16 protein-coding genes, 1 pseudogene and 1 riboswitch are annotated in these 18497 nt (G+C 64.5%); of the genes and pseudogenes, 7 read left to right on the forward strand and 10 right to left on the reverse strand.

Annotation, left to right across the window (positions count from 1 at the left end; translation table 11 throughout):
- Positions 1-313 precede the first annotated feature (313 nt).
- Positions 314-1105 carry an IclR family transcriptional regulator gene (locus BLV45_RS18165; RefSeq protein ID WP_090535360.1) on the forward strand — a complete coding sequence of 264 codons (792 nt, stop codon included), beginning with the start codon at positions 314-316 and terminating at the stop codon, positions 1103-1105.
- Positions 1106-1221: 116 nt separating this feature from the next.
- Positions 1222-1764, forward strand: coding sequence for a hypothetical protein (locus tag BLV45_RS18170; RefSeq protein WP_090535361.1), 543 nt, complete (start codon positions 1222-1224; stop codon positions 1762-1764).
- Between the two features lie 190 nt (positions 1765-1954).
- Here BLV45_RS18170 and BLV45_RS18175 read toward each other — a convergent pair.
- The 3 genes and pseudogenes from BLV45_RS18175 to BLV45_RS18185 form a co-directional block, all read right to left on the reverse strand.
- Positions 1955-2308 (reverse strand): annotated as a pseudogene (locus BLV45_RS18175) (type II toxin-antitoxin system RelE/ParE family toxin); the annotation flags it as partial.
- Positions 2223-2492, reverse strand: a complete 270-nt coding sequence (locus tag BLV45_RS18180; RefSeq protein WP_090535362.1) for a type II toxin-antitoxin system ParD family antitoxin — start codon at positions 2490-2492, stop codon at positions 2223-2225. The pseudogene BLV45_RS18175 and the gene BLV45_RS18180, both read right to left, overlap by 86 nt.
- A 168-nt stretch (positions 2493-2660) precedes the next feature.
- Positions 2661-5060, reverse strand: coding sequence for a GNAT family N-acetyltransferase (locus BLV45_RS18185; RefSeq protein ID WP_090535363.1), 2400 nt, complete (start codon positions 5058-5060; stop codon positions 2661-2663).
- A 190-nt stretch (positions 5061-5250) separates the two neighbouring features.
- Positions 5251-5437: riboswitch (yybP-ykoY riboswitch) on the forward strand.
- Between the two features lie 90 nt (positions 5438-5527).
- Here BLV45_RS18185 and BLV45_RS18190 point away from each other — a divergent pair.
- The 3 genes from BLV45_RS18190 to BLV45_RS18200 all read left to right on the forward strand — a co-directional run bounded on the left by BLV45_RS18190 (position 5528) and on the right by BLV45_RS18200 (position 8443).
- Entirely contained in the window at positions 5528-6538 is a 1011-nt protein-coding gene (locus tag BLV45_RS18190) for a sodium:calcium antiporter (protein WP_090535675.1), read from the forward strand.
- 166 nt (positions 6539-6704) lie between these two features.
- Positions 6705-7142 (forward strand): helix-turn-helix domain-containing protein, encoded by a 438-nt coding sequence (locus BLV45_RS28110; protein WP_090535364.1) that lies wholly within the window; start codon positions 6705-6707, stop codon positions 7140-7142.
- Positions 7139-8443 carry a type II toxin-antitoxin system HipA family toxin gene (locus BLV45_RS18200; RefSeq protein ID WP_090535365.1) on the forward strand — a complete coding sequence of 435 codons (1305 nt, stop codon included), beginning with the start codon at positions 7139-7141 and terminating at the stop codon, positions 8441-8443. The genes BLV45_RS28110 and BLV45_RS18200 overlap by 4 nt, the downstream gene beginning before the upstream one ends.
- Before the next feature lie 35 nt (positions 8444-8478).
- Here BLV45_RS18200 and BLV45_RS18205 read toward each other — a convergent pair whose 3' ends face one another.
- From BLV45_RS18205 to BLV45_RS18220, 4 genes are all read right to left on the reverse strand, one after another.
- Positions 8479-10080, reverse strand: a complete 1602-nt coding sequence (locus tag BLV45_RS18205; RefSeq protein WP_090535366.1) for a peptide chain release factor 3 — start codon at positions 10078-10080, stop codon at positions 8479-8481.
- 756 nt (positions 10081-10836) lie between these two features.
- A complete protein-coding gene (locus BLV45_RS18210) occupies positions 10837-11142 on the reverse strand; it encodes an H-NS histone family protein (RefSeq protein WP_090535367.1) in 306 nt (101 codons plus the stop codon).
- Between the two features lie 121 nt (positions 11143-11263).
- Positions 11264-12463: a serine hydrolase domain-containing protein gene (locus BLV45_RS18215; RefSeq protein ID WP_090535368.1), complete on the reverse strand. Its 1200-nt coding sequence runs from the start codon at positions 12461-12463 to the stop codon at positions 11264-11266.
- Between the two features lie 95 nt (positions 12464-12558).
- On the reverse strand, positions 12559-12765 hold the full coding sequence (locus tag BLV45_RS18220; RefSeq protein WP_090535369.1) for a hypothetical protein: 207 nt from the start codon (positions 12763-12765) through the stop codon (positions 12559-12561).
- Between the two features lie 373 nt (positions 12766-13138).
- Here BLV45_RS18220 and BLV45_RS18225 point away from each other — a divergent pair, with 373 nt between their 5' ends.
- Positions 13139-14305 carry a helix-turn-helix transcriptional regulator gene (locus BLV45_RS18225; protein WP_143130444.1) on the forward strand — a complete coding sequence of 389 codons (1167 nt, stop codon included), beginning with the start codon at positions 13139-13141 and terminating at the stop codon, positions 14303-14305.
- A 47-nt stretch (positions 14306-14352) separates the two neighbouring features.
- On the opposite strand, the gene BLV45_RS18230 is transcribed toward BLV45_RS18225, so the two are convergent.
- The 3 genes from BLV45_RS18230 to BLV45_RS18240 all read right to left on the reverse strand — a co-directional run bounded on the left by BLV45_RS18230 (position 14353) and on the right by BLV45_RS18240 (position 16742).
- A complete protein-coding gene (locus BLV45_RS18230; RefSeq protein WP_245753381.1) occupies positions 14353-14646 on the reverse strand; it encodes a hypothetical protein in 294 nt (97 codons plus the stop codon).
- 67 nt (positions 14647-14713) lie between these two features.
- Positions 14714-15268, reverse strand: coding sequence for a hypothetical protein (locus BLV45_RS18235; RefSeq protein ID WP_090535371.1), 555 nt, complete (start codon positions 15266-15268; stop codon positions 14714-14716).
- A 1-nt stretch (position 15269) separates the two neighbouring features.
- Positions 15270-16742: a sigma-54 interaction domain-containing protein gene (locus BLV45_RS18240; protein WP_090535372.1), complete on the reverse strand. Its 1473-nt coding sequence runs from the start codon at positions 16740-16742 to the stop codon at positions 15270-15272.
- 322 nt (positions 16743-17064) lie between these two features.
- Here BLV45_RS18240 and BLV45_RS18245 point away from each other — a divergent pair, with 322 nt between their 5' ends.
- Complete coding sequence (locus tag BLV45_RS18245) at positions 17065-18465, forward strand: GntP family permease (RefSeq protein WP_090535373.1); 1401 nt, start codon at positions 17065-17067, stop codon at positions 18463-18465.
- The last annotated feature ends 32 nt before the right edge of the window (positions 18466-18497 follow it).

Below are 18497 nucleotides of genomic sequence, written 5' to 3' on the forward strand. Positions count from 1 at the left end.
AGCGATAACGTCTTGCGAATGAAACGGCGGGCCTTGTGCTGCCCTGTTGCCAGGTTCGACATGCTTGTCTCCGGGATATGCGTTGTTGAACTGCCGGAAACCGAGAGTCGGCATCCGGCACGTTGCCATGCGCTTTCTTATAAATTGGTGGTTTTTCATTCACCAATGAACGTATTATTCATATACGAACTTTTTTAAGTCAAGGAAATTGCGCTCCACCAGACGTCCGTACTTTCCCTGGCGGCCAGCCGCGCGCAACGCTCTACACTCACGCGCCAGGCAGCCGATGAATTGCACGAGGATCTGAAACACAATGGCAACCGATCTGGAAGACAAGGACGACGCCGACCGCTATCGCGCGCCCGCGCTCGACAAGGGTCTCGATATCCTCGAATTGCTGGCCGAGCAGAAGGACGGCCTGACGCGCGCCGAGATCACCAAGCTGCTGGGCCGCAACGCGAGCGAGATGTACCGGATGCTGGAGCGGCTCGTCGCGCGGCAGTACGTGGTGCGCTCGCCGGGCGGCGACCGTTATTCGCTGAGCCTGAAGCTGTATGCGCTCGGACACCGGCATCCGCCGATGAACCGTTTGATTTCCGAAGCCCTGCCGCTCATGCAGCGCTTTGCCGATCGTGCCGAACAGTCGTGTCACCTGGTTGTGTACGACCGCGGCAATCTGCTCGTGATCGCGCAGGTCGACGGGCCGGGCACGTGGGGCATTTCGGTGCGGCTGGGTTCGCGTGTCGGCCTGATCGACACGGGGTCGGGCCGCGTGATGCTCGCGTTCCAGACGCCGGAGCAGCGCGCGCATCTGCTCGCCGAACATACGAAGGTGAAGGGCGAGGTGACGATCGATCGCGACGCGCTGGAACGCGTATGCGAGGAGACGCGCAAGGCGGGTTTCTCGCAGAAGGACAGCCAGCAGACGTTCGGCGTCACCGACCTGACGTTCCCCGTGCTCGGGCCATCGGGCCAGGCGATCGCGGTGATGACGTGTCCGTATCTGCGCCGTATCGACGAGTACGTCGCGCCCACGCTCGAAGCGGCGACGGTGATGCTGCGCGAGACGGTTGAAGCGCTTTCGATGTTTCGCGAGCGTGTCTGAGGGCGAATGAAGGAACCGGTGGAAACGGACTTGTGCGAGGCGAGGGACGCGTTAGAATAGCGGCCCTTTCCGAAACCGCCGCACGATTTTTGTCGTGCGCGCCCAACGTACACGTCATGGCTAAACTTCTGAACGATCACGAATTCCAGCGTTTTTCCGAGCTTCAGCAGAAGCAGGCCAGCTTCACGATCACGAGCGAGGAAGCCGATGAGTTGCGCGATATCGTCGCGCGCGCACAGAAGAAACGCGACGATCGCGCGGCGGCGATGCAGGCGATCGAAGCACACATCCAGCAGTTCGACATCACGCCCGACGAGCTGTTCCCAGCCGACCAGATCGCCGATGCGGCGCGCACGTTCGGACTGATTCCGGCGGCGAAGAAGGAGCGCGTGCTGCCGCCTTCGTTCACGTTCAACGGCAAGCCATATCAATGGACGCGCGCGCTGCCCGAGGAAATCCGCGTGCCGCTGTTCGAAGCGTTCACGGGCGGTCAGTCGGTGAAGGGCTTTATCGCCACGCCGAAAGACACGGTGCGGTGCGCAGCGGCGATCGCGCGCCTGGAAAAGGAAACCGGTGCCGTGTACGCGGAAACGTGGCTTGAAGAGCTGGCTGTGTCGCGCGCGCAGGTTGAGGAGCAGGCGGCGAAGCTGGTGGTGTAACCCGCCACGTGGGAGGGCCAGGCTGCTGCGGAAAGGCGCATGGTATTGCGCCTTTCATTTGCGTGCGATCTGGCTCACCGTGATCTCGTGCAGCGGATGAGGTATCGGTGTTCTGTGACCATGCGATGGTCATCGTCACACCAGGATCAGGATTCAGCGCGCCCTCGTAATTCTGGCCACCGTAGAAGACGCCCTCGATGAATGCCTGTCCATCGCGAACCGCGAACGCAATGATTGTTCGCCGGCGATAGTGGGTAATACGCAGGCCCGGTCGTATGTCATCACGACGTGTGCCCCGGCGCGGGAAGATCCGCAAACTCTCGCAATACGCGACGATGCCATCGACGTAGCGCGCCGCTAGCGCCGGCGAAGCAGCCTCGGCGATATATCGCTCGATATCCTCGAGTTGCGAGAGCGCTTCAGGCGCAAACTTGACCGGCGGTGTCGTCATGCGTTCTCTATGTTCCTTTCTTTCGTCTGGCGGCAAGCGCCGAGCGCACCTCGCTTGCGCCAAGTGCCCGTGAGGGATCGGCCACCAGTGCATCGTGGGCCGGCGCGACCTGCTCGCGCAGCCATGACTCGACGGCACGATCGCGAGCGACCAGTGTGCGCAAGCCATCGCGGATCACCTCGCTTTCAGTGGCGTACTCGCCGGAAGCAACTTTTGACCTCACCATGTCAGCCATTTCGTTCGGCAAGGTGATGCTGAATTGTTGGGTGGAACGCATGACGACTCTCCGAGCCAAATCCGTAGGATTTAATCCTACACCATCCCTCCTGGCAACGCCCGTTCAATCTTGCTGCTCTCGCCATGATCACACTCCGTATAACTAACTAATACAAAGCTTAAAGCAGAACGACATCCCGATAAATAGACCGTTCGGCATAGTCATCCCTCATGCCCGGCTATCGCCCGCCCCTTCATCCAGCGCCATCCTGAACCCCATCACACCGGGATCTTCCGTTTTCGTCATCGTGAAGCCGCAGGCCTGCGCGAGCCGGATCATCGGCGTGTTCTCGCGCAGCGCCTCGCCGACGAGCCATCGCGTGCCACGCGCCCGCGCGTATGCAATGATCCGCTCCATCAACAGGCGCCCCAGCTTGCGCCCCTTCTGGTCCGAGCGCAGCGCCACTGCGAATTCGGCCGTTTCGTTATCCGGATCCGCGATCGCGCGCACGACGCCCAGCGTGTGCATCGAACCGTGCTCGTCGGTGATCGTCGCGATCAATGCCATCTCGCGGTCGTAGTCGATCTGCGTCATCCGCGCGAGCTGGGAGTGATCGAAGCTGCGCACCGCGCCGAAAAAACGCAGGCGCAGATCGTCGGCGCTCATCGCTTTCACCAGCTCGTTGTGCGCGGCTTCGTCTTCAGGGCGAATCGGCCGGATCGTGACGCGCAGGCCGTGCCAGTCGAGCGTCTCCTCGAAGCGGCGCGGGTACGGCACGATCGCAAGCCGGCTGCGCTTGCGCCCAAGCCGCACGCACGGCGCGACGAGCACGGTGCGCGTCTGGAACACCCGCAGCGTCAGCGAGAGTCCGACGATCTCGCGCACGTCGCACACGGCCTGCGAAAGCCCGGTCAACGCAATCAGCGACGGTTCCGCGGGCACCAGCCGCGCATACGGCGAACGCCCGACGATGTCGCGCGCGAGGACCGGATTGAGCGGCGGCAGGCCGTACGTGTGCATCGGCGGCGACACGCCATCGGACGAAGGCGCCGTGAAGCGAAACACGGGGCCGAAGTTTTCGTCGTCATGCAGCTCGACCGCGATATCGACGATCACCCGCTCCGCCGATTCCTTTGGCTCGACAACGAGGCCAAAGTGGCCGAGCAGTCGCGCGGCTTCCTCGCCGGTGAGCTTGACTGTCGTTGCGTCGGCAACCTTCGCGGCTTCCGCCGCCGTCAACGCCGCGCATGCCTCGGCCTGCGCGGCGTCGATCGATCCGGGCAGTTGCGCGGGCAAACCTTCCGGCGTCTGCATCAGCAATTCGCGACCAAGCCGGTAGTCGACAAGACGCGCGAACGCGCTCGCAAGCCGCTGCGGCGTGGTGTGTACCGGAATGCCGTGCGCGTGCAACGCGTCGCGCGTCGCAGTATCGACGCCGCCAAAGAAACACGTCAGCAGCCCGCGATACGCAAATCTCTGCTGTTCGCACAGCACGCGCGCCACCTCCGCGGCCGGCGCGCTGTGCGTCGACGCGTGGACCACGAACGCCGTGCCCGTCGCGCGCCTCGGCGCCAGCATTTCGAGCGCGATGCCGAAGTGCTCGGGTCGCGCGTCATCGCCGAGCAGCAACGGGTTGCCCGGCGTCGCGTTCGGCAGCGCGTTGGCGACGCCCTCGGTGGCGTCGTCGGGCCAGCGCGCGAGCGTGTCGCCCGACGACGCGAAGGCGTCGGACGCGAGCGCGGCGACGCCGTGGTCGCTCGTGATGAGCGTCGCCGTATCGCTCGCGGCGACGCGGCCTACGCCGAGCGTTTCGATTTCGTCGAGCAGATCGTCCAGCGAATCGACGCGCACCATCCCCGCGCGACGAAACGCGGCCGTGTAGAGCGCATCGGCGGGATCGGAGCGGCCCGCGCGCAACGCGAGCACGGGCTTGTTTCGCGCCGCCGCGCGCGCCGCCGACATGAACTTGCGCGCCGCGCGCACCGTATCGAGTTCGAGCAGGATCGCGCGCGTACCCGGGTCGCTCGCGAGATAGTCGAGCACGTCGCCCGCGTCGACGTCCGCTTCGTCGCCGAGCGCCACCGCGTGCGAAAAGCCGAGCCCGCGCGCATGCGCCCAGCCGAGCACGGCGTTCGTCAGCGCATTCGACTGCGAGACCCACGCCACGCCGCCCGCCTTCACCGTACACGACGGTGCGCCGAGATGCGCGCCGAGCCCGGGCGTCACGACGCCGAGACTGGCGGGCCCGACGATGCGCAGCAAATGTGGCTTCGCCGCGGCCAGCGCGTGGCGCAGCGCGGCCCGGTCTTCATCGCAGCGCGTCTGACCAACGATGATCGCCGCGCGCGTGCCCATGCCGCCGAGACGATGCACGATCGCGGCCCACGTCGCGGGCGGCGTGCAGATCAGCGCCACGGTCGGCGGCTCGGGCAGATCGCCGACGTCGGCCATCACGCGATGTCCGTCGAGCTCGTCGCACTTCGGATTGACCGGCCACAGCGCGCTGCCGAAGCCACCGTCGAGCACGCGCGTCCACACCATTGCGCCGATGCTGCCCGCGCGCTTCGAGGCGCCGATAACGGCAACGGATTGCGGCCGGAACAACGCGTCGAGATTGCGAACGGTCACGGGCACTCCACGAGAGCGAAAAGGTAAGCCCGGGGCGACCCGGGCCACGGGAACGCACGCGGGCGCTGCGGGCGTGCGCATCCTCCAACAGGATAGGCGAAGTCGGCGCGCCCGGCTCGCCCGAATCCCGCGGCGGCGTCGCGACCCGCGCGCAAGCAAGCTTGTTGAAAGTGCCGTGTGCCGTTAGAATCGCCCGGTCATTGGGGAGTAGCCTTCCTCCTTCCCCGGAGGAGAATGCGTCAACACACCTGGTCCGGCGGTTCAATCGCCTCCGGCCATGGCGCATTCGACCGCACCGGTCTGGCGAGACCATTGGCGCACTGCTTCGTCCCGGGTCGGACGGGAAGCGGTGCGTCATGGTTCGTGTACGTCCGGCCCCGGAGACTCCCTGTGAAGCGTCACTCTTCCTTTCCCGCCACATCTTTCATCGATACGCCATTCCGCGCATGCCGCACGGAGGGATGCGCGTGAGCTCGCTCCTCCTCGAACTCGCCGTCATGCTGGTCGTCATTCTGGTGGCGGCTGAACTCTTCACGAACGCACTCGAACACCTCGGCGAACGGCTGAAAATTTCCGAAGGCGTGACCGGCTCGCTGTTCGCGGCCGTCGGCACCGCGTTGCCGGAGACGATCGTGCCGCTCCTCGCCATCGCCAGCAGCACGGGGCCAGGCGGCGTGAACCAGGAGATCGGCGTCGGCGCGATTCTCGGTGCGCCGCTGATGCTCTCCACGCTGTCGACGTTTCTGATGACGCTCGCCGTGCTGCGTACGCGCGGCGTCAACGGACACATCGTGCCCGAGCGCACCGGCTTTACCCGCGACCTCAACTATTTTCTGTTCGCGTTCTTTCTTGCAGCGGTGGCGATGTACGTTCCGCACGAACGCACGTCCGTGCGCGCGCTTTTCAGCATCGCGCTGGTCGGCGTGTACGTGACGTATGTGGTGATGACGTTCCGCGCGTCGAGCGGTCTCGTCGCGGACGGACACGGCACCGAGGCGCCGGGCCGCATGCTGCTCGCGCGCATCGGCCTGCCCACCACCATGCTCACGATCGGCGTGCAGCTGCTGCTCGCCGTCGCGCTGCTCGTCTGGGGCGCGGAGGGTTTCATCCACGGCGTGCGCGGCGTCTCCGAAGGGCTCGGTGTTTCGCCGCTCCTGCTCTCGCTGCTGATCATTCCGATCGCGACCGAGCTGCCGGAAAAGGTCAACAGCATCCTGTGGATCCGTCGCGGCAAGGACACGCTCGCGTTCGGCAACATCACGGGCGCGATGGTGTTTCAGGGCACGCTGCTGCCCGCCATCGGCATTCTGCTGACACCGTGGGAGCCGCGCATCGAAGTCGTGACGGGCGTCGTCATCACGCTGATCGCGGCCGCCTGGATACGCATCAACGCGCGCGCGCCCGGTCTCGCGATCTGGGCGCTGCTCGTGAATGGGCTGCTCTATCTCGGCTACCTGGGTATCACGTTGATGCGGTAGCGCGGTAGCGCGACTGCGTGGCTGGCTCGATAATTTACCGCTCATATGTGAGCGGTAATCCCTCTTTATCGCTCACATATGAGCGGTAACGGGATGTTTTCTTGACCGGGTACCGCACTGCGGCGGATAATAACGTTATTACCCGATATCAGCCTTAACCGCTCATATGCGCACCATTAAGCCGGATAACCGCTCACACGTGAGCGGTAAAACCTCGGTCAGGAAAAGCGCGGCGAATCAATCCCCGCCCGCCCTGCCAGCGCCCGCGAGAGACAACAGCGGCCTTCCGCCGCCGGTCGCGCGCGCGCTGAAGAAGCTGGGCGCGGACCTTGCGCTTGCGCGCCGCCGCAGGCGCCTGACGCAGGCGTCAATGGCCGAACGTATCCAGACGTCGGTAGCAACCTTGCGCCGGATGGAGCATGGCGACGAACGCATTCCTATCGGCGTCATCGCGCAGGCGTGCCTGGTGCTCGGTGAGCTGGACAAAATCAACAACCTGCTCGACACGGCCTCCGACGATATCGGTCTGACGCTGATGAACCAGCAGTTGCCGTTGCGCGTCCGAAGGAAAAAGCGCGTCACACCCGAGTCAGGCGCGCTATGAAGCGACCCGTCCTGCAACAGTCCGTCAAGGTCGTATTGGGCCAGGGCGCCATTCCCGTTGGAAGCCTGAGCTTCAACAAGGATGGCGCGCGTGAAAACTCGACGTTTGCCTATCACGACGCATGGCTCGCATCGATTGACCGGTTTGAGATCTCGCCGGACCTGCCACTCGTCGACGGGCACCAGTTCCGCAAGCCGCCATCGAAGGAAGATTCGATTTTCCATTTTGCGTTTGCGGACACCGAACCGGACGGCTGGGGCTGCCGCGTCATCGCACGAGACCACGCGAAGCGTCGCAAGGCAGCGCACGCCAGGGGCGAACGCGTGCCGACCGCGGCGCTCACCGAGATGGACTATCTGCTCGGCGTCGACGACATGAGCCGCATTGGCGCACTCCGGCTCAGGGATGAAGCCGGCAACTTTCTGCGCACCATCGAGGACGGCGGCCGCGGCACGCCGCCGCTACTTGAACTGGCCCATCTCCTGAGCGCGACGCGCGCCGTGGAGACGAACAGGGAAACCGTGGCGGACCTGAAGTATCTGCGCGGGCGCGGCACATCGCTTGGCGGAATGCGGCCCAAATGCACCGTGCTCGACGATGACGGGCATCTTGCAATCGGCAAGTTTCCGAGCGTCAAGGATGACCGCAGCGTCACGCGCGGTGAAGTGCTCGCCCTTCATCTCGCCGCGGCGGCGGGCATTACGGCGGCGGACGCGCGCATCGTCATGTCGGACGACATTCCAGTGGCCCTCGTGCGCCGGTTTGACCGGGTCGCAGGGGGCGGACGCATTCCCTATCTTTCCGCGGGCTCGATGTTGCAGGCCTCGCGCGCGGAGGACCATGCCTACACCGGGATAGCCGATGTCATCATCGCGCGCTCTGTTGACCCGAAGCACGATCTGGAGGAACTGTGGCGGCGGCTGGTATTCAACCTGCTCATCACGAACGTCGACGACCACGTGCAGAACCATGGGTTCCTGCATGTGGAGCACGGCCAGTGGCGACTCGCACCGGCGTTTGACCTCAATCCGTTTCCGGACAAGGATCCCGAACTGAAGCTGTGGCTGAGCGAAGAATACGGCCCGGTCGACTCGATAGGCGCCGTGTTCGAGGCGGCATCGTACTTCCGCCTGTCGGATACCGAAGCCGCGCGGGTTCTGGGCGAGGTCTATCAGGCTGTACTGGGCTGGACACGCGTCGCGAAGTCCGCGCCCGTCGGCATGACGAACGAGGACATCGATGCCTTTGCCCCGGCATTCGAGAACGCCCAGATGGAGGAAGCGGCGAGGCTGCTCGCGTAGCAGGCCCGCCGTGCGTGAATATTGGAACCCGCGCCTTACATCGCCTTCTTGAACGGCGCGCCGGAATGCTCGCGCAGTTCGTTGAAGACGATCTTCGGCCACGCCTTCTGCGCGACTTCGATCTCGGAGATGTGCGAGGCAAGATACGTCGGCGCGTTCGACGCGTCGAGCGCGATCCGCGCCGCGTAGGAATCCGTGAAACGGCGCAGTTCCGCCGGATCGTCGCACGTCACCCAGCGCGACATGCGATAACGCGCCGGCGCCATCCGCACGTCGACCTTGTATTCGGTCGACAGCCGGTGCGACACCACTTCGAACTGCAGCTGGCCGACCGCACCCAGGATCGTCAGGCCGCCCAGGTCCGGACGGAAGACCTGAATCGCGCCCTCTTCGCCCAGCTGCTTGAGCGCTTCGCCAAGCTGCTTCGCGCGCATCGGATCGACCACTTCGACCGTCTGGAAAATTTCCGGTGCGAAAAACGGCAGGCCGACGAACTGCAGCAGCTCGCCTTCGGTCAGCGTATCGCCGAGCGAAAGCGTGCCGTGATTCGGAATGCCGATGATGTCGCCGGCGTACGCTTCGCTGACCGTTTCGCGGCGCTGCGACAGGAACGTCACCACGTTGCTCGCGCGGAACGTCTTGCCCGAACGCGTCACCTTCAGCGCCATGCCACGCTCGAAATGCCCCGAGCACACGCGGATGAACGCCACCCGGTCGCGGTGCGACGGGTCCATGTTGGCCTGCACCTTGAACACGACGCCCGTGAACTTCGGCTCGTCCGGCATGACCGGACGTTGCACGGCCATGCGCATCGAAGGCGGGGGTGCGAGGTCGACGAGCGCGTCGAGAATTTCCTTCACGCCGAAGTTGTTGATCGCCGAGCCAAACAGCACCGGTGACTGCTCGCCCGCGAGAAACGCTTCGCGATCGAATTCCGGCGACGCGCCGGTGATCAGCTCGATTTCGTCCTTCGCGCGTGTCCATGCCTGGCCGAAGCGCTTTTCGCCTTCTTCATCGGAAGGGCCATGCAGCGTTTCCACCGCGCCGCCGGCCGTGTCCTGACCGGCGCGGAACACGCGCACCTGGTCGCGCTGGATGTCGTAGACGCCCTGGAAATCCTTGCCCATGCCGATCGGCCACGTGAACGGCACGGCCGCCACGCCCAGATGCTGCTCGATTTCGTCGAGCAGTTCGAGCGGCTCGCGCACCTCGCGGTCGAGCTTGTTGATGAACGTGACGATCGGCGTCTTGCGGCTGCGGCACACTTCGAGCAGCTTCAGCGTCTGCGCCTCGACGCCGTTCGCGCCGTCGATCACCATCACGGCGGCGTCGACCGCGGTCAGCACGCGGTATGTATCTTCAGAGAAGTCTTCGTGGCCCGGGGTGTCGAGCAGGTTGATGACGGCTTCGCCGTACTCGAACTGCATCACCGAACTCGCGACCGAAATGCCGCGCTGCTTTTCGATCTCCATCCAGTCCGACGTCGCATAGCGATTGCTCTTGCGGCCCTTCACGGTACCCGCGATCTGGATCGCGCCCGAAAACAGCAGCAGCTTTTCGGTAAGCGTGGTCTTGCCCGCATCGGGGTGGGAAATGACCGCGAAGGTGCGGCGGCGTTTGAGTTCGGAGACTGACATCGGTGCTGGGAATCACGGTAGGGGTTCGAGCGCGCGTCACGGCGCAGGGCCGGCGCTGGCTGGTGCGTCGGCTGTGCCAGACGCGGCGGCGAAGGTGGGGAAAACCGCTCGAAAAACGGGAAATCCCGGCACGGAACAGCGCCGGGACGAATGATACACGTCATGGGCGCCCGCGTCGGGAAACGGGGCGCCCCGGTCCCGCCCGGTGGGCTTCGTTCAGCGTGAGGCGCCTTGTTTCCGGCGCACACGCGGCCCATGCGATCGAAACGGACATGACACATGCGGTGACGCGAGCCAGATTTCCAGTAAAGGTGAGGGTTTTCGGGACCTGCCCCGCAATGGCATTAGCGACGCGTTTTCAGGTAAAGAGCAAAGGCGCACAGGAAGGCAGCGATGGCATGCACACGTACACACATTTCGCACCGATAACATCGCTCGCGTTTTGATCGTCAGCGTGATGCACGCATCATCGTGTCGGGCGGAGAGCCTTTTACTGCAAGGCTTTGCTCGATGTTCAGGGTAGCGCGCGCAGTGCGCTTTCGCCTCGCGCGTTCATCATGCGAAGCGACGTTGCGTGTCAGCGATGTCGCCTGTCAAGGCAACGCAGGCGCATCGTCGATGCGTCGTTCCATCTGCGACGACAGAGACGAACCGAACGCCAAAGGTGAGGGTTTTCGGGATCAGAGAAAAAGCGGCACAACTCAACCCACGTCCGCACGAAGCGCACAGCGACACGCCACTGCGTCGTGCAGCCGGTCAGCTTTCGATCAGGAAGCGTTCGCGATTCTTGCCGGCGAGCCATCCTGGCGAGCGTCCACGTCCGCTCCACGTTTCGCCGGTTTTTGGATTGCGGTAGCGCGCCGGCAACGCGGGTTTGCGGCCTTTCGCCTTCGCGCTCTTCGTGCCGGAGGGGGCGAAACCGAGTTCTTCAGCCGTGATGTCGAACTCTTCGATCAGCAGCTTGATGTCGGCAACGACCTGCGCCATCTCCTTCTCGCGCGCGACCGCTACTTCCTTGTGGAGCTTCTCGAGTTGCGCTGTCAACTGCTTGTAGCTGGCCATGAGGAATGGTCTCCAGTCTGTGTCGATAACGACGACGGCCTGACTTTACCAGTCCGGAAAGACGCTGGCCACGCGCCGTCATTCCTGCATGCCGCGCGATCTGCCCTGGGTGCCGCGTGAATCAGTCGTCGATGGCGTCGTACACGTGGCGCTCGAATTCGACCACCATCGGAAACGGCTCGATACCGCGCCGCTGGATCAGCATCATCGCGATCATGTCTTCGACCGGATCGGCAAGCCAGCTGGTGCCGTATGCGCCGGGCCAGCCGAACGATCCCGTCGAGCGGTAGCCAAGCGGCAACTGCTGCGCCGGGTCGTCGACGACGGCGAGCCCCAGCCCGAAACCCTGCCCCGCCCACACGACGTGCCCAAACGACGGCTGCCGGCGCTGGTCGCGGCTCAGGAAATTCGATCGCATCAGGTCGACCGAGCGATGCGACAGCAGCCGCGTGTCGCCCACGCGGCCGCGCCCGAGCAGCAGGCGGGCGAACTGGAGATAGTCTTCCGCGGTCGAGACGAGCCCGCCGCCGCCACTATGAAAGCGCTCCGGATTGGCCCAGCGGCTGCGCTCCGGGTGATCCTCGACGACACGCCGTTTCGTCGCCGGATCGATGGCGTAGGCCGTGGCGAGGCGCCCAAGCTGCGCCTCGGGTACCCAGAACGCGGTATCGCGCATGCCGAGCGGCTCGAAAATACGCGTGCGGAAGAAGTCGCCGAGCGACATGCCCGTGATGCGATGGATCAGCACGCCGAGCACGTCGGTTGCAATGCCGTAGTGCCAGCGCGAACCGGGCTGGAACATCAGCGGCAGCGCCGCGACGCGTTTGAGCCAGCCGTCCGGCCCCTGCGACGACTCGAAACCGTTGAAGGCGCCCAGATACGCTTCGGCCAGCGGCCCGAGCGCCGTGAAGTGATACGCAAAGCCAGCGCGGTGCGTCAGCAGGTCGAGAATCGTGATGGGCGCACGCGCTTCGACGGTGTCGTCGAGCGGGCCGGCCGGGTCGCGCAGCACCCGCGGGTCCGCGAGTTCCGGCAACCAGCGCGCGACGGGCGCGTCGAGCGTCAGCCGGTCTTCCTCGGCGAGCATCATGATCGCCGCGCTCGTCACGGGTTTCGTCATCGAGGCGATGCGAAACAGCGTGTCGCGCGCCATCGGTTGCCCGGACATGTCGTCGAGCGCGCCGAGCGTGTCCATCTGGGCGATTTCCCCGCGACGCCAGATCAGCGTCACGACACCGGCCACCTCGCCCCGGTCGACATAGCCCTGCATGGCCTCGGTCAGCTTCGCCAGTCGCGCGCCTGAGAATCCTGCGTGGATCATGAGTTGCCCTGGTTGCACGGGTGAAGCGGCGCCCGCCTGGTGCGCGAGACGCATCCGCGCCGCCGGGAGTCACACCGGAACACGCCACGGATGTGTCATTTGATCTGCATGCGCGTTTCCAGCGCGCGCAGCGCTTCATTCAGGCGCTTGACGCGACTTGCCTGCGAAGGCACGAGTTCCGCCCCCAGCACGCGATCGATCCGGTCACGCCAGTACGAAAGCGGAATGCGATCCTGATCCGAAAGTCGCGAGATTACATGTTCCAGATGTTCAATATCTTTTTCGAGTTGGTGATGATTCATTGCTTTCCCCGGAATTGCTGTTTCTGGTCTGCTCTCTTTGCATGAAAAGCGCCGCAACCTTGCGTTGTACCCGCAAAAGGATAATTCTGCTTCCCCACGCCCTGTTAAGCGTCGTCTGAAAAAATGCAGGAAGAAAACGCATGTTACGGCAATACCATGGAACATCGGTGAAGACTATAGGACAGGAATCTTCCATTCATCCGTTAGCCGCCGCACGGAAAAATGCCGCCGCATGCGCGAAATTGCCACAAGGGACGCCAGGATTAACGACGGCTAATCGGACCGTATACGCCACATTTGCGGAAAAGACCGGAAATGCACGGCCGGTTGAATATTCCACCCGCCACCAGGGCCGCGACGACACGGGAGCGCAGTGGAATTGGATGAAGAACAGTATGACCAGCTGGTACACCGGATATATGACACCGTCACGGATTCAGAAACGTGGCACCTGTTTTACGCGGAACTTGCCGAACTCATTGTCGCGAAAACCATTCGTCTCATTGGTTTCGATAAAAAACACAATGCGCTTTCATTTAGCGACGGTTTCAATCTGCTTCCTGGCCGTGAACTCGGTTACATCCGCCGTTATCACCAGATTGATCCGCGGCTTTCGATGCTGTGGTCTCAACCGGTACTCAAGTGGTTACATTGTCACGAGCATTTTGACGCGGAGTTTGTGCGTAATAACCGCTTCTTTCAGGAATTCCTTTTACCCGGTGGACGCCGTTATGCGTCATGCGTAAAACTCGTCGACGATGAAACGGTTACCGTTTTTTTCGCCTGTCTGAGAACCGTCGACCAGGGTCCATTCGCGCTGGACGCGGTCGCGATACTCGAACGCCTGACGCCCCACCTCGCACGCGCGGCCAGATTTCAGATACAGCGCTTCGTGTTCTCGACGGATGCGCTGGTTGGACACGCGCTGGTCAACCGCTGGCGGCAGCCGGTCATTCTCGCGAGCACGGAAGGCGACGTGCTGCGGCTCAACGGCGCGGCCGAGCGCCTGTTGCAGACCACGATGATGGTGCGCACGAACAATCGCAAGGTGACGCTGCCCGCGCCGTTCCAGCAACGCTTTCTGGAAGACTGCGCGACGACCGAAGCGCATCTGCGTGTCGCCAGCGCCGACGTCCACGCGGATGCGGCGCGCTATCGCGTGATGCGCATCCAGGACAGCACGAGCCCGTTCCCGCAGGACACGCTCTACGCGTTCTACAACCTGATCGCGCCGGGCGAGGTGTCGGCCGTGTTCGGACTGCGGGCAATCGTGATGCTGATTTTCTATCACCCGCCGTCGGCGCCGCCCGTCGACGAAGACCTGCTCGCCGCCGCGTTCGATCTGACGCCCGCCGAGTGCCGCGTCGCGCATTTTCTGGCGGGCGGCATGTCGCCGAAGGAAATCGCCACGCGCATCGGCGTACAGCACGACACCGTGCGCAAGCAGTTGCAGGCGATCTATCAGAAGACAGCGACGAACCGGCAACCCGATCTGGTCCGGCTGCTGCTGCATTTACCCGGCAACGGCGGCGGCCAGTAGGTCGGTGGGCCAGCCGCAGGTTCATCGCGAGCCGGCCACGACCCGATTCAGCCCGCCTTCTTGCACGCGAAGAGCAGGTTGCGCACGCCGCCGGCGGTGGTCTGGCGCACGATCTCGAACGGGCCGCCGCACATGCCGCGCGCCTGCTGCTCGCAGCCATCGCCGCCGGCCGCGGAACACTGGACCTGCGTGGTGGGCAGGCCATCGGGAGAAAACAGCGGCGCCGCGCTGCTGCAACCCGCCAGCGCGGCGAACGCCACGCCCGCGCTGGCGGCAGCGGCGGCAGACAGGGCGCGTGTGACGAAGCGCGGTGGCGCGCGGAATGGACGATTGCGTTTCATTGAAAAACCCCGGTTGATCTCTTGTTCTGCCTGTCCTGTGATTCTGCCACGCGACCGGAGCGCTGCGTCAGTCGGGCGCCGCAAGCGTCTTGTAGGGCAGCGGGCCGCGCGGTGTGGCCGTCACGCGCACGAACACCTGCTCGACGTCGGGAATCGCCTCGAGACGCTTTTGCAACGCGGCCGCATCGAACGATGCCGGCGCGCAGCCTTCCGCATAGATGAAGCGACGCTGCACCGTGATCCAGATGCTCGTGCCGTCGAGTCCTTCCGGCGGGGTGAACCGCGCGCGAATCGCAGCGGCGATGTCCGGGTCGTACATGTAGGAGTTGGGCTTCGTGCATTTGTGCGCGAGCCAGCACGTCGTCCCGCGCTCGACGCGATAGTGCGCGTCGTCTTCCATCTGCGCCTTCGTCATCAGCGGACCGAGCGGCACCGGACAGTCCGCCACCGCGTGCGACAGCGCGAAAAACGGGTCGTTGTACCAGTTCCTGCGCTCGACCGTCGATGATGCGCCCGCGCCAGATACGGCCGAAGCCGCCGAAGCCGCCTGCGCGAACGCGTGCTGTGCCTGGAACGCGAGGCCCGTCGCGAGCAGCATTGCAGCGAATCGCCCGTGCTTCATCTCACACCTCGATACCGTAAGCGGCGATCTTCTTGTAGAGCGTCGCCCGTCCCATGCCGATACGCGTCGCGGTTTCCGTCACGCGGCCGCCGCTGGCACGCAGCGCGTCGCTCAGGAACCGTCGTTCGAACGCGGCCATCGCGTCGGTCCAGGTTGCGTTTTTCGCATCCGTCGCGGTCGTGGAACCGGAGCCGGCCGCACCCGTGACGTCGATGCCGGCTTCGCGCGCCGCCACGGGCGCACGCATCGGTCCGAGGAACGGCGCCAGCGCCCGGGCGTCGATGCGTTCGCTGTCCGACAGCATCACCGCGCGCTCCAGCGTGTTGTGCAGCTCGCGCACGTTGCCCGGCCACGCGTACGCGGACAACAGGCGCAACGCGTCGTCCTGCACCTCGAAATGGGCGCCCGGCACGTTCAACGACAGGTCCTCGAGTATCGCGTACGCCAGCGCCTCGATATCCGACGCGCGTTCGCGCAGCGGCGGTGCTTGAATCGTCAGCACGTTGAGCCGGTAAAAGAGGTCCGCGCGAAAGCGTCCGGCGGCGACGAGCGCCGGCAGGTCCACCGAGGTCGCCGCGATGATCCGCACGTCCGCGCGCACGATCCGGTTCGAGCCGAGCGGCTCGAACTCCTTGTCCTGCAGCACACGCAGCAGCTTGCCCTGCAAGGGTAGCGGCATGTCGCCGATTTCGCCGAGAAAGAGCGTGCCGCCGTCGGCGAGTTCGAACTTGCCGACGCGGCCCTTGCGATCGGCGCCCGTGTAGGCGCCCGCCGCCGCGCCAAAGAACTCGACTTCGAGCAGCGTATCCGGAATCGCCGCGACGTTCACCGTCACCAGCGGCTTGTTCGCCCGCGCGGAGGCGCCGTGAATCGCATGCGCCAGCAGTTCCTTGCCGGTGCCCGTCTCGCCGAGCAGCAGCACCGGCGACTCGACCTGCGCCGCGCGCCGCGCCTGGCGCTTGACCTCGAGGCTCGCCGCGCTCGTGCCGACGAAACTCGCGAATGTATATTTCGCGCGCCGCGCCTGCGCGAGCGACTGACGCGTCGCGATCAGCTCCTGCTGGACACGCGAGTAGTGCGAAAAGAGCGGCGTGAGCGCCTTGAGTTCGTCGAAGAGCGCAAACCCGACGGCGCCGACGGTCACGCCCGCATCGTCCTTCAGCGGCAGACGGGTCACGACGAGCGGCTCGCGGTCGGTTTCAAGGATATCGAGCAGGATCGGCTTGCCCGTCGCGACGACGTCGCGCATCAGGCTGTTCGGGATCACCGCTTCGCAATCGCGGCCGATCGCCTGCTGGGGATCGGAGAATCCGAAGCGCGCCGCGTAACGCTTGTTGATCCAGACGACGCGCGCATCGGCGTCGACGATGAACGTCCCTTCGCTGAAATTTTCGAACGTGCGAAAGAGCGAATCCATCGCCCTTCGCAAGACGTCGCTGTAGTTCTCGGGCAGGCCTGCCCAGTCGTTCATCATGGTGTCGCTGTCTCCTGGTATTGTTTTATGCATGCCGCTGTCTCCATATGTAGACAGCATATCTCAACGCCGAGATCACCAGCAAGACCGCCTGCTCGGGTATCGCCGCATTCCCGGCATCCTGGATTGCCGCCTTAAGTCTCGAAGTCGAGACTTTATGTACAATCGGTCGCACCGCGCGCTGGCCGGCGGGCCGCTGATGTCGCGCCCACGCCGTCTGGTGGCGGGTGGCACGAAAGCTGCGTACGCGAGCGCCGGCTCGCCGCATCCACGGTCAGGCCGTCGACGCGCGTGCGCACAACAAACCAGTTCTGGAGACTTAATGTCCTTTGTCATCGTCCTCGCCGCACTGGCGTTTCTGATGTTCGCCGCCTATCGCGGCTACAGCGTGATCCTCGTCGCGCCGATCGCCGCGCTTGGCGCCGTGCTGCTGACCGACCCCGCCGCCGTCGCACCGGTTTTTTCCGGCATCTTCATGGAAAAGATGGTCGGCTTCGTCAAGCTCTACTTCCCCGTGTTCCTGCTCGGCGCCGTGTTCGGCAAGGTGATCGAGCTGTCGGGCTTCTCCGAATCGATCGTCGCCGCCGCGATTCGCTACATCGGCCGTTCGCGGGCGAATGCGGTGATCGTGGCGGTGTGCGCGCTGCTCACGTACGGCGGCGTTTCGCTCTTCGTGGTCGTGTTCGCGGTGTACCCGTTCGCCGCTGAACTGTATCGCCAGAGCAATATCCCGAAGCGGCTGATGCCGGGCGCGATCGCGCTGGGCGCCTTCTCGTTCACGATGGATTCGCTGCCGGGCACGCCGCAGATCCAGAACATCATCCCGACGACGTTCTTCAAGACCACCTCGTGGGCCGCGCCGTGGCTCGGCGTGATCGGCTCGGTCTTCATCATCGTGGTCGGCCTCACGTATCTGGAATGGCGTCGCCGCGCGGCGATGGCAACGGGCGAAGGCTACGGCACCGAACTCGTGAACGAGCCGGATCGCGTGGAATCGAAGTCGCTGCCGCATCCGCTGCTGGCCGTCGCGCCGCTCGTTCTCGTGGGCGTCGCGAATTTCGCGCTGACGCGCATGATTCCCGAGTGGTATGGCGCGAGCTACACCGTCGCGCCGGAAATCCTGCCGGGCGTGCATGCGCCGGTGACGACGTCGGTGAAGGCGGTGGTCGCGATCTGGTCGGTGGAAGGCGCGCTGCTGCTGGGCATCCTGCTCGTCGTGCTGACGGCGTTCGGCCGCGTGCGCGAGCGTTTCGCGACCGGCACCAAGGCTGCTGTGGGTGGCGCATTGCTGGCTTCGCTGAATACGGCTTCGGAATACGGCTTTGGCGGCGTGATCGCCGCGCTGCCGGGGTTCCTCGTGGTCAGCAACGCACTCAAGAGCATTCCGAACCCGCTCGTGAACGCGGCGGTGTCGGTCAGCTCGCTGGCGGGGATCACCGGTTCGGCGTCCGGCGGCATGAGCATCGCGCTCGCCGCGATGTCGGATCTGTTCATCAAGGGCGCGGACGCCGCGCATATCCCGATGGAAGTGCTGCACCGCGTGGTCGCCATGGCCAGCGGCGGCATGGACACGCTGCCGCACAACGGCGCCGTGATCACGCTGCTCGCGGTGACCGGCCTCACGCACCGTCAGTCGTATCGCGATATTTTTGCGGTCACCGTCATCAAGACGCTGGCCGTGTTCTTCGTGATCACGGTGTACTACACGACCGGGATCGTCTGATTCTGATTGGCGGGCGGGCGGGGCGGCGTTGC

Origin of the sequence: Paraburkholderia sartisoli (assembly GCF_900107685.1) — a bacterium.
Taxonomy (GTDB): domain Bacteria; phylum Pseudomonadota; class Gammaproteobacteria; order Burkholderiales; family Burkholderiaceae; genus Paraburkholderia; species Paraburkholderia sartisoli.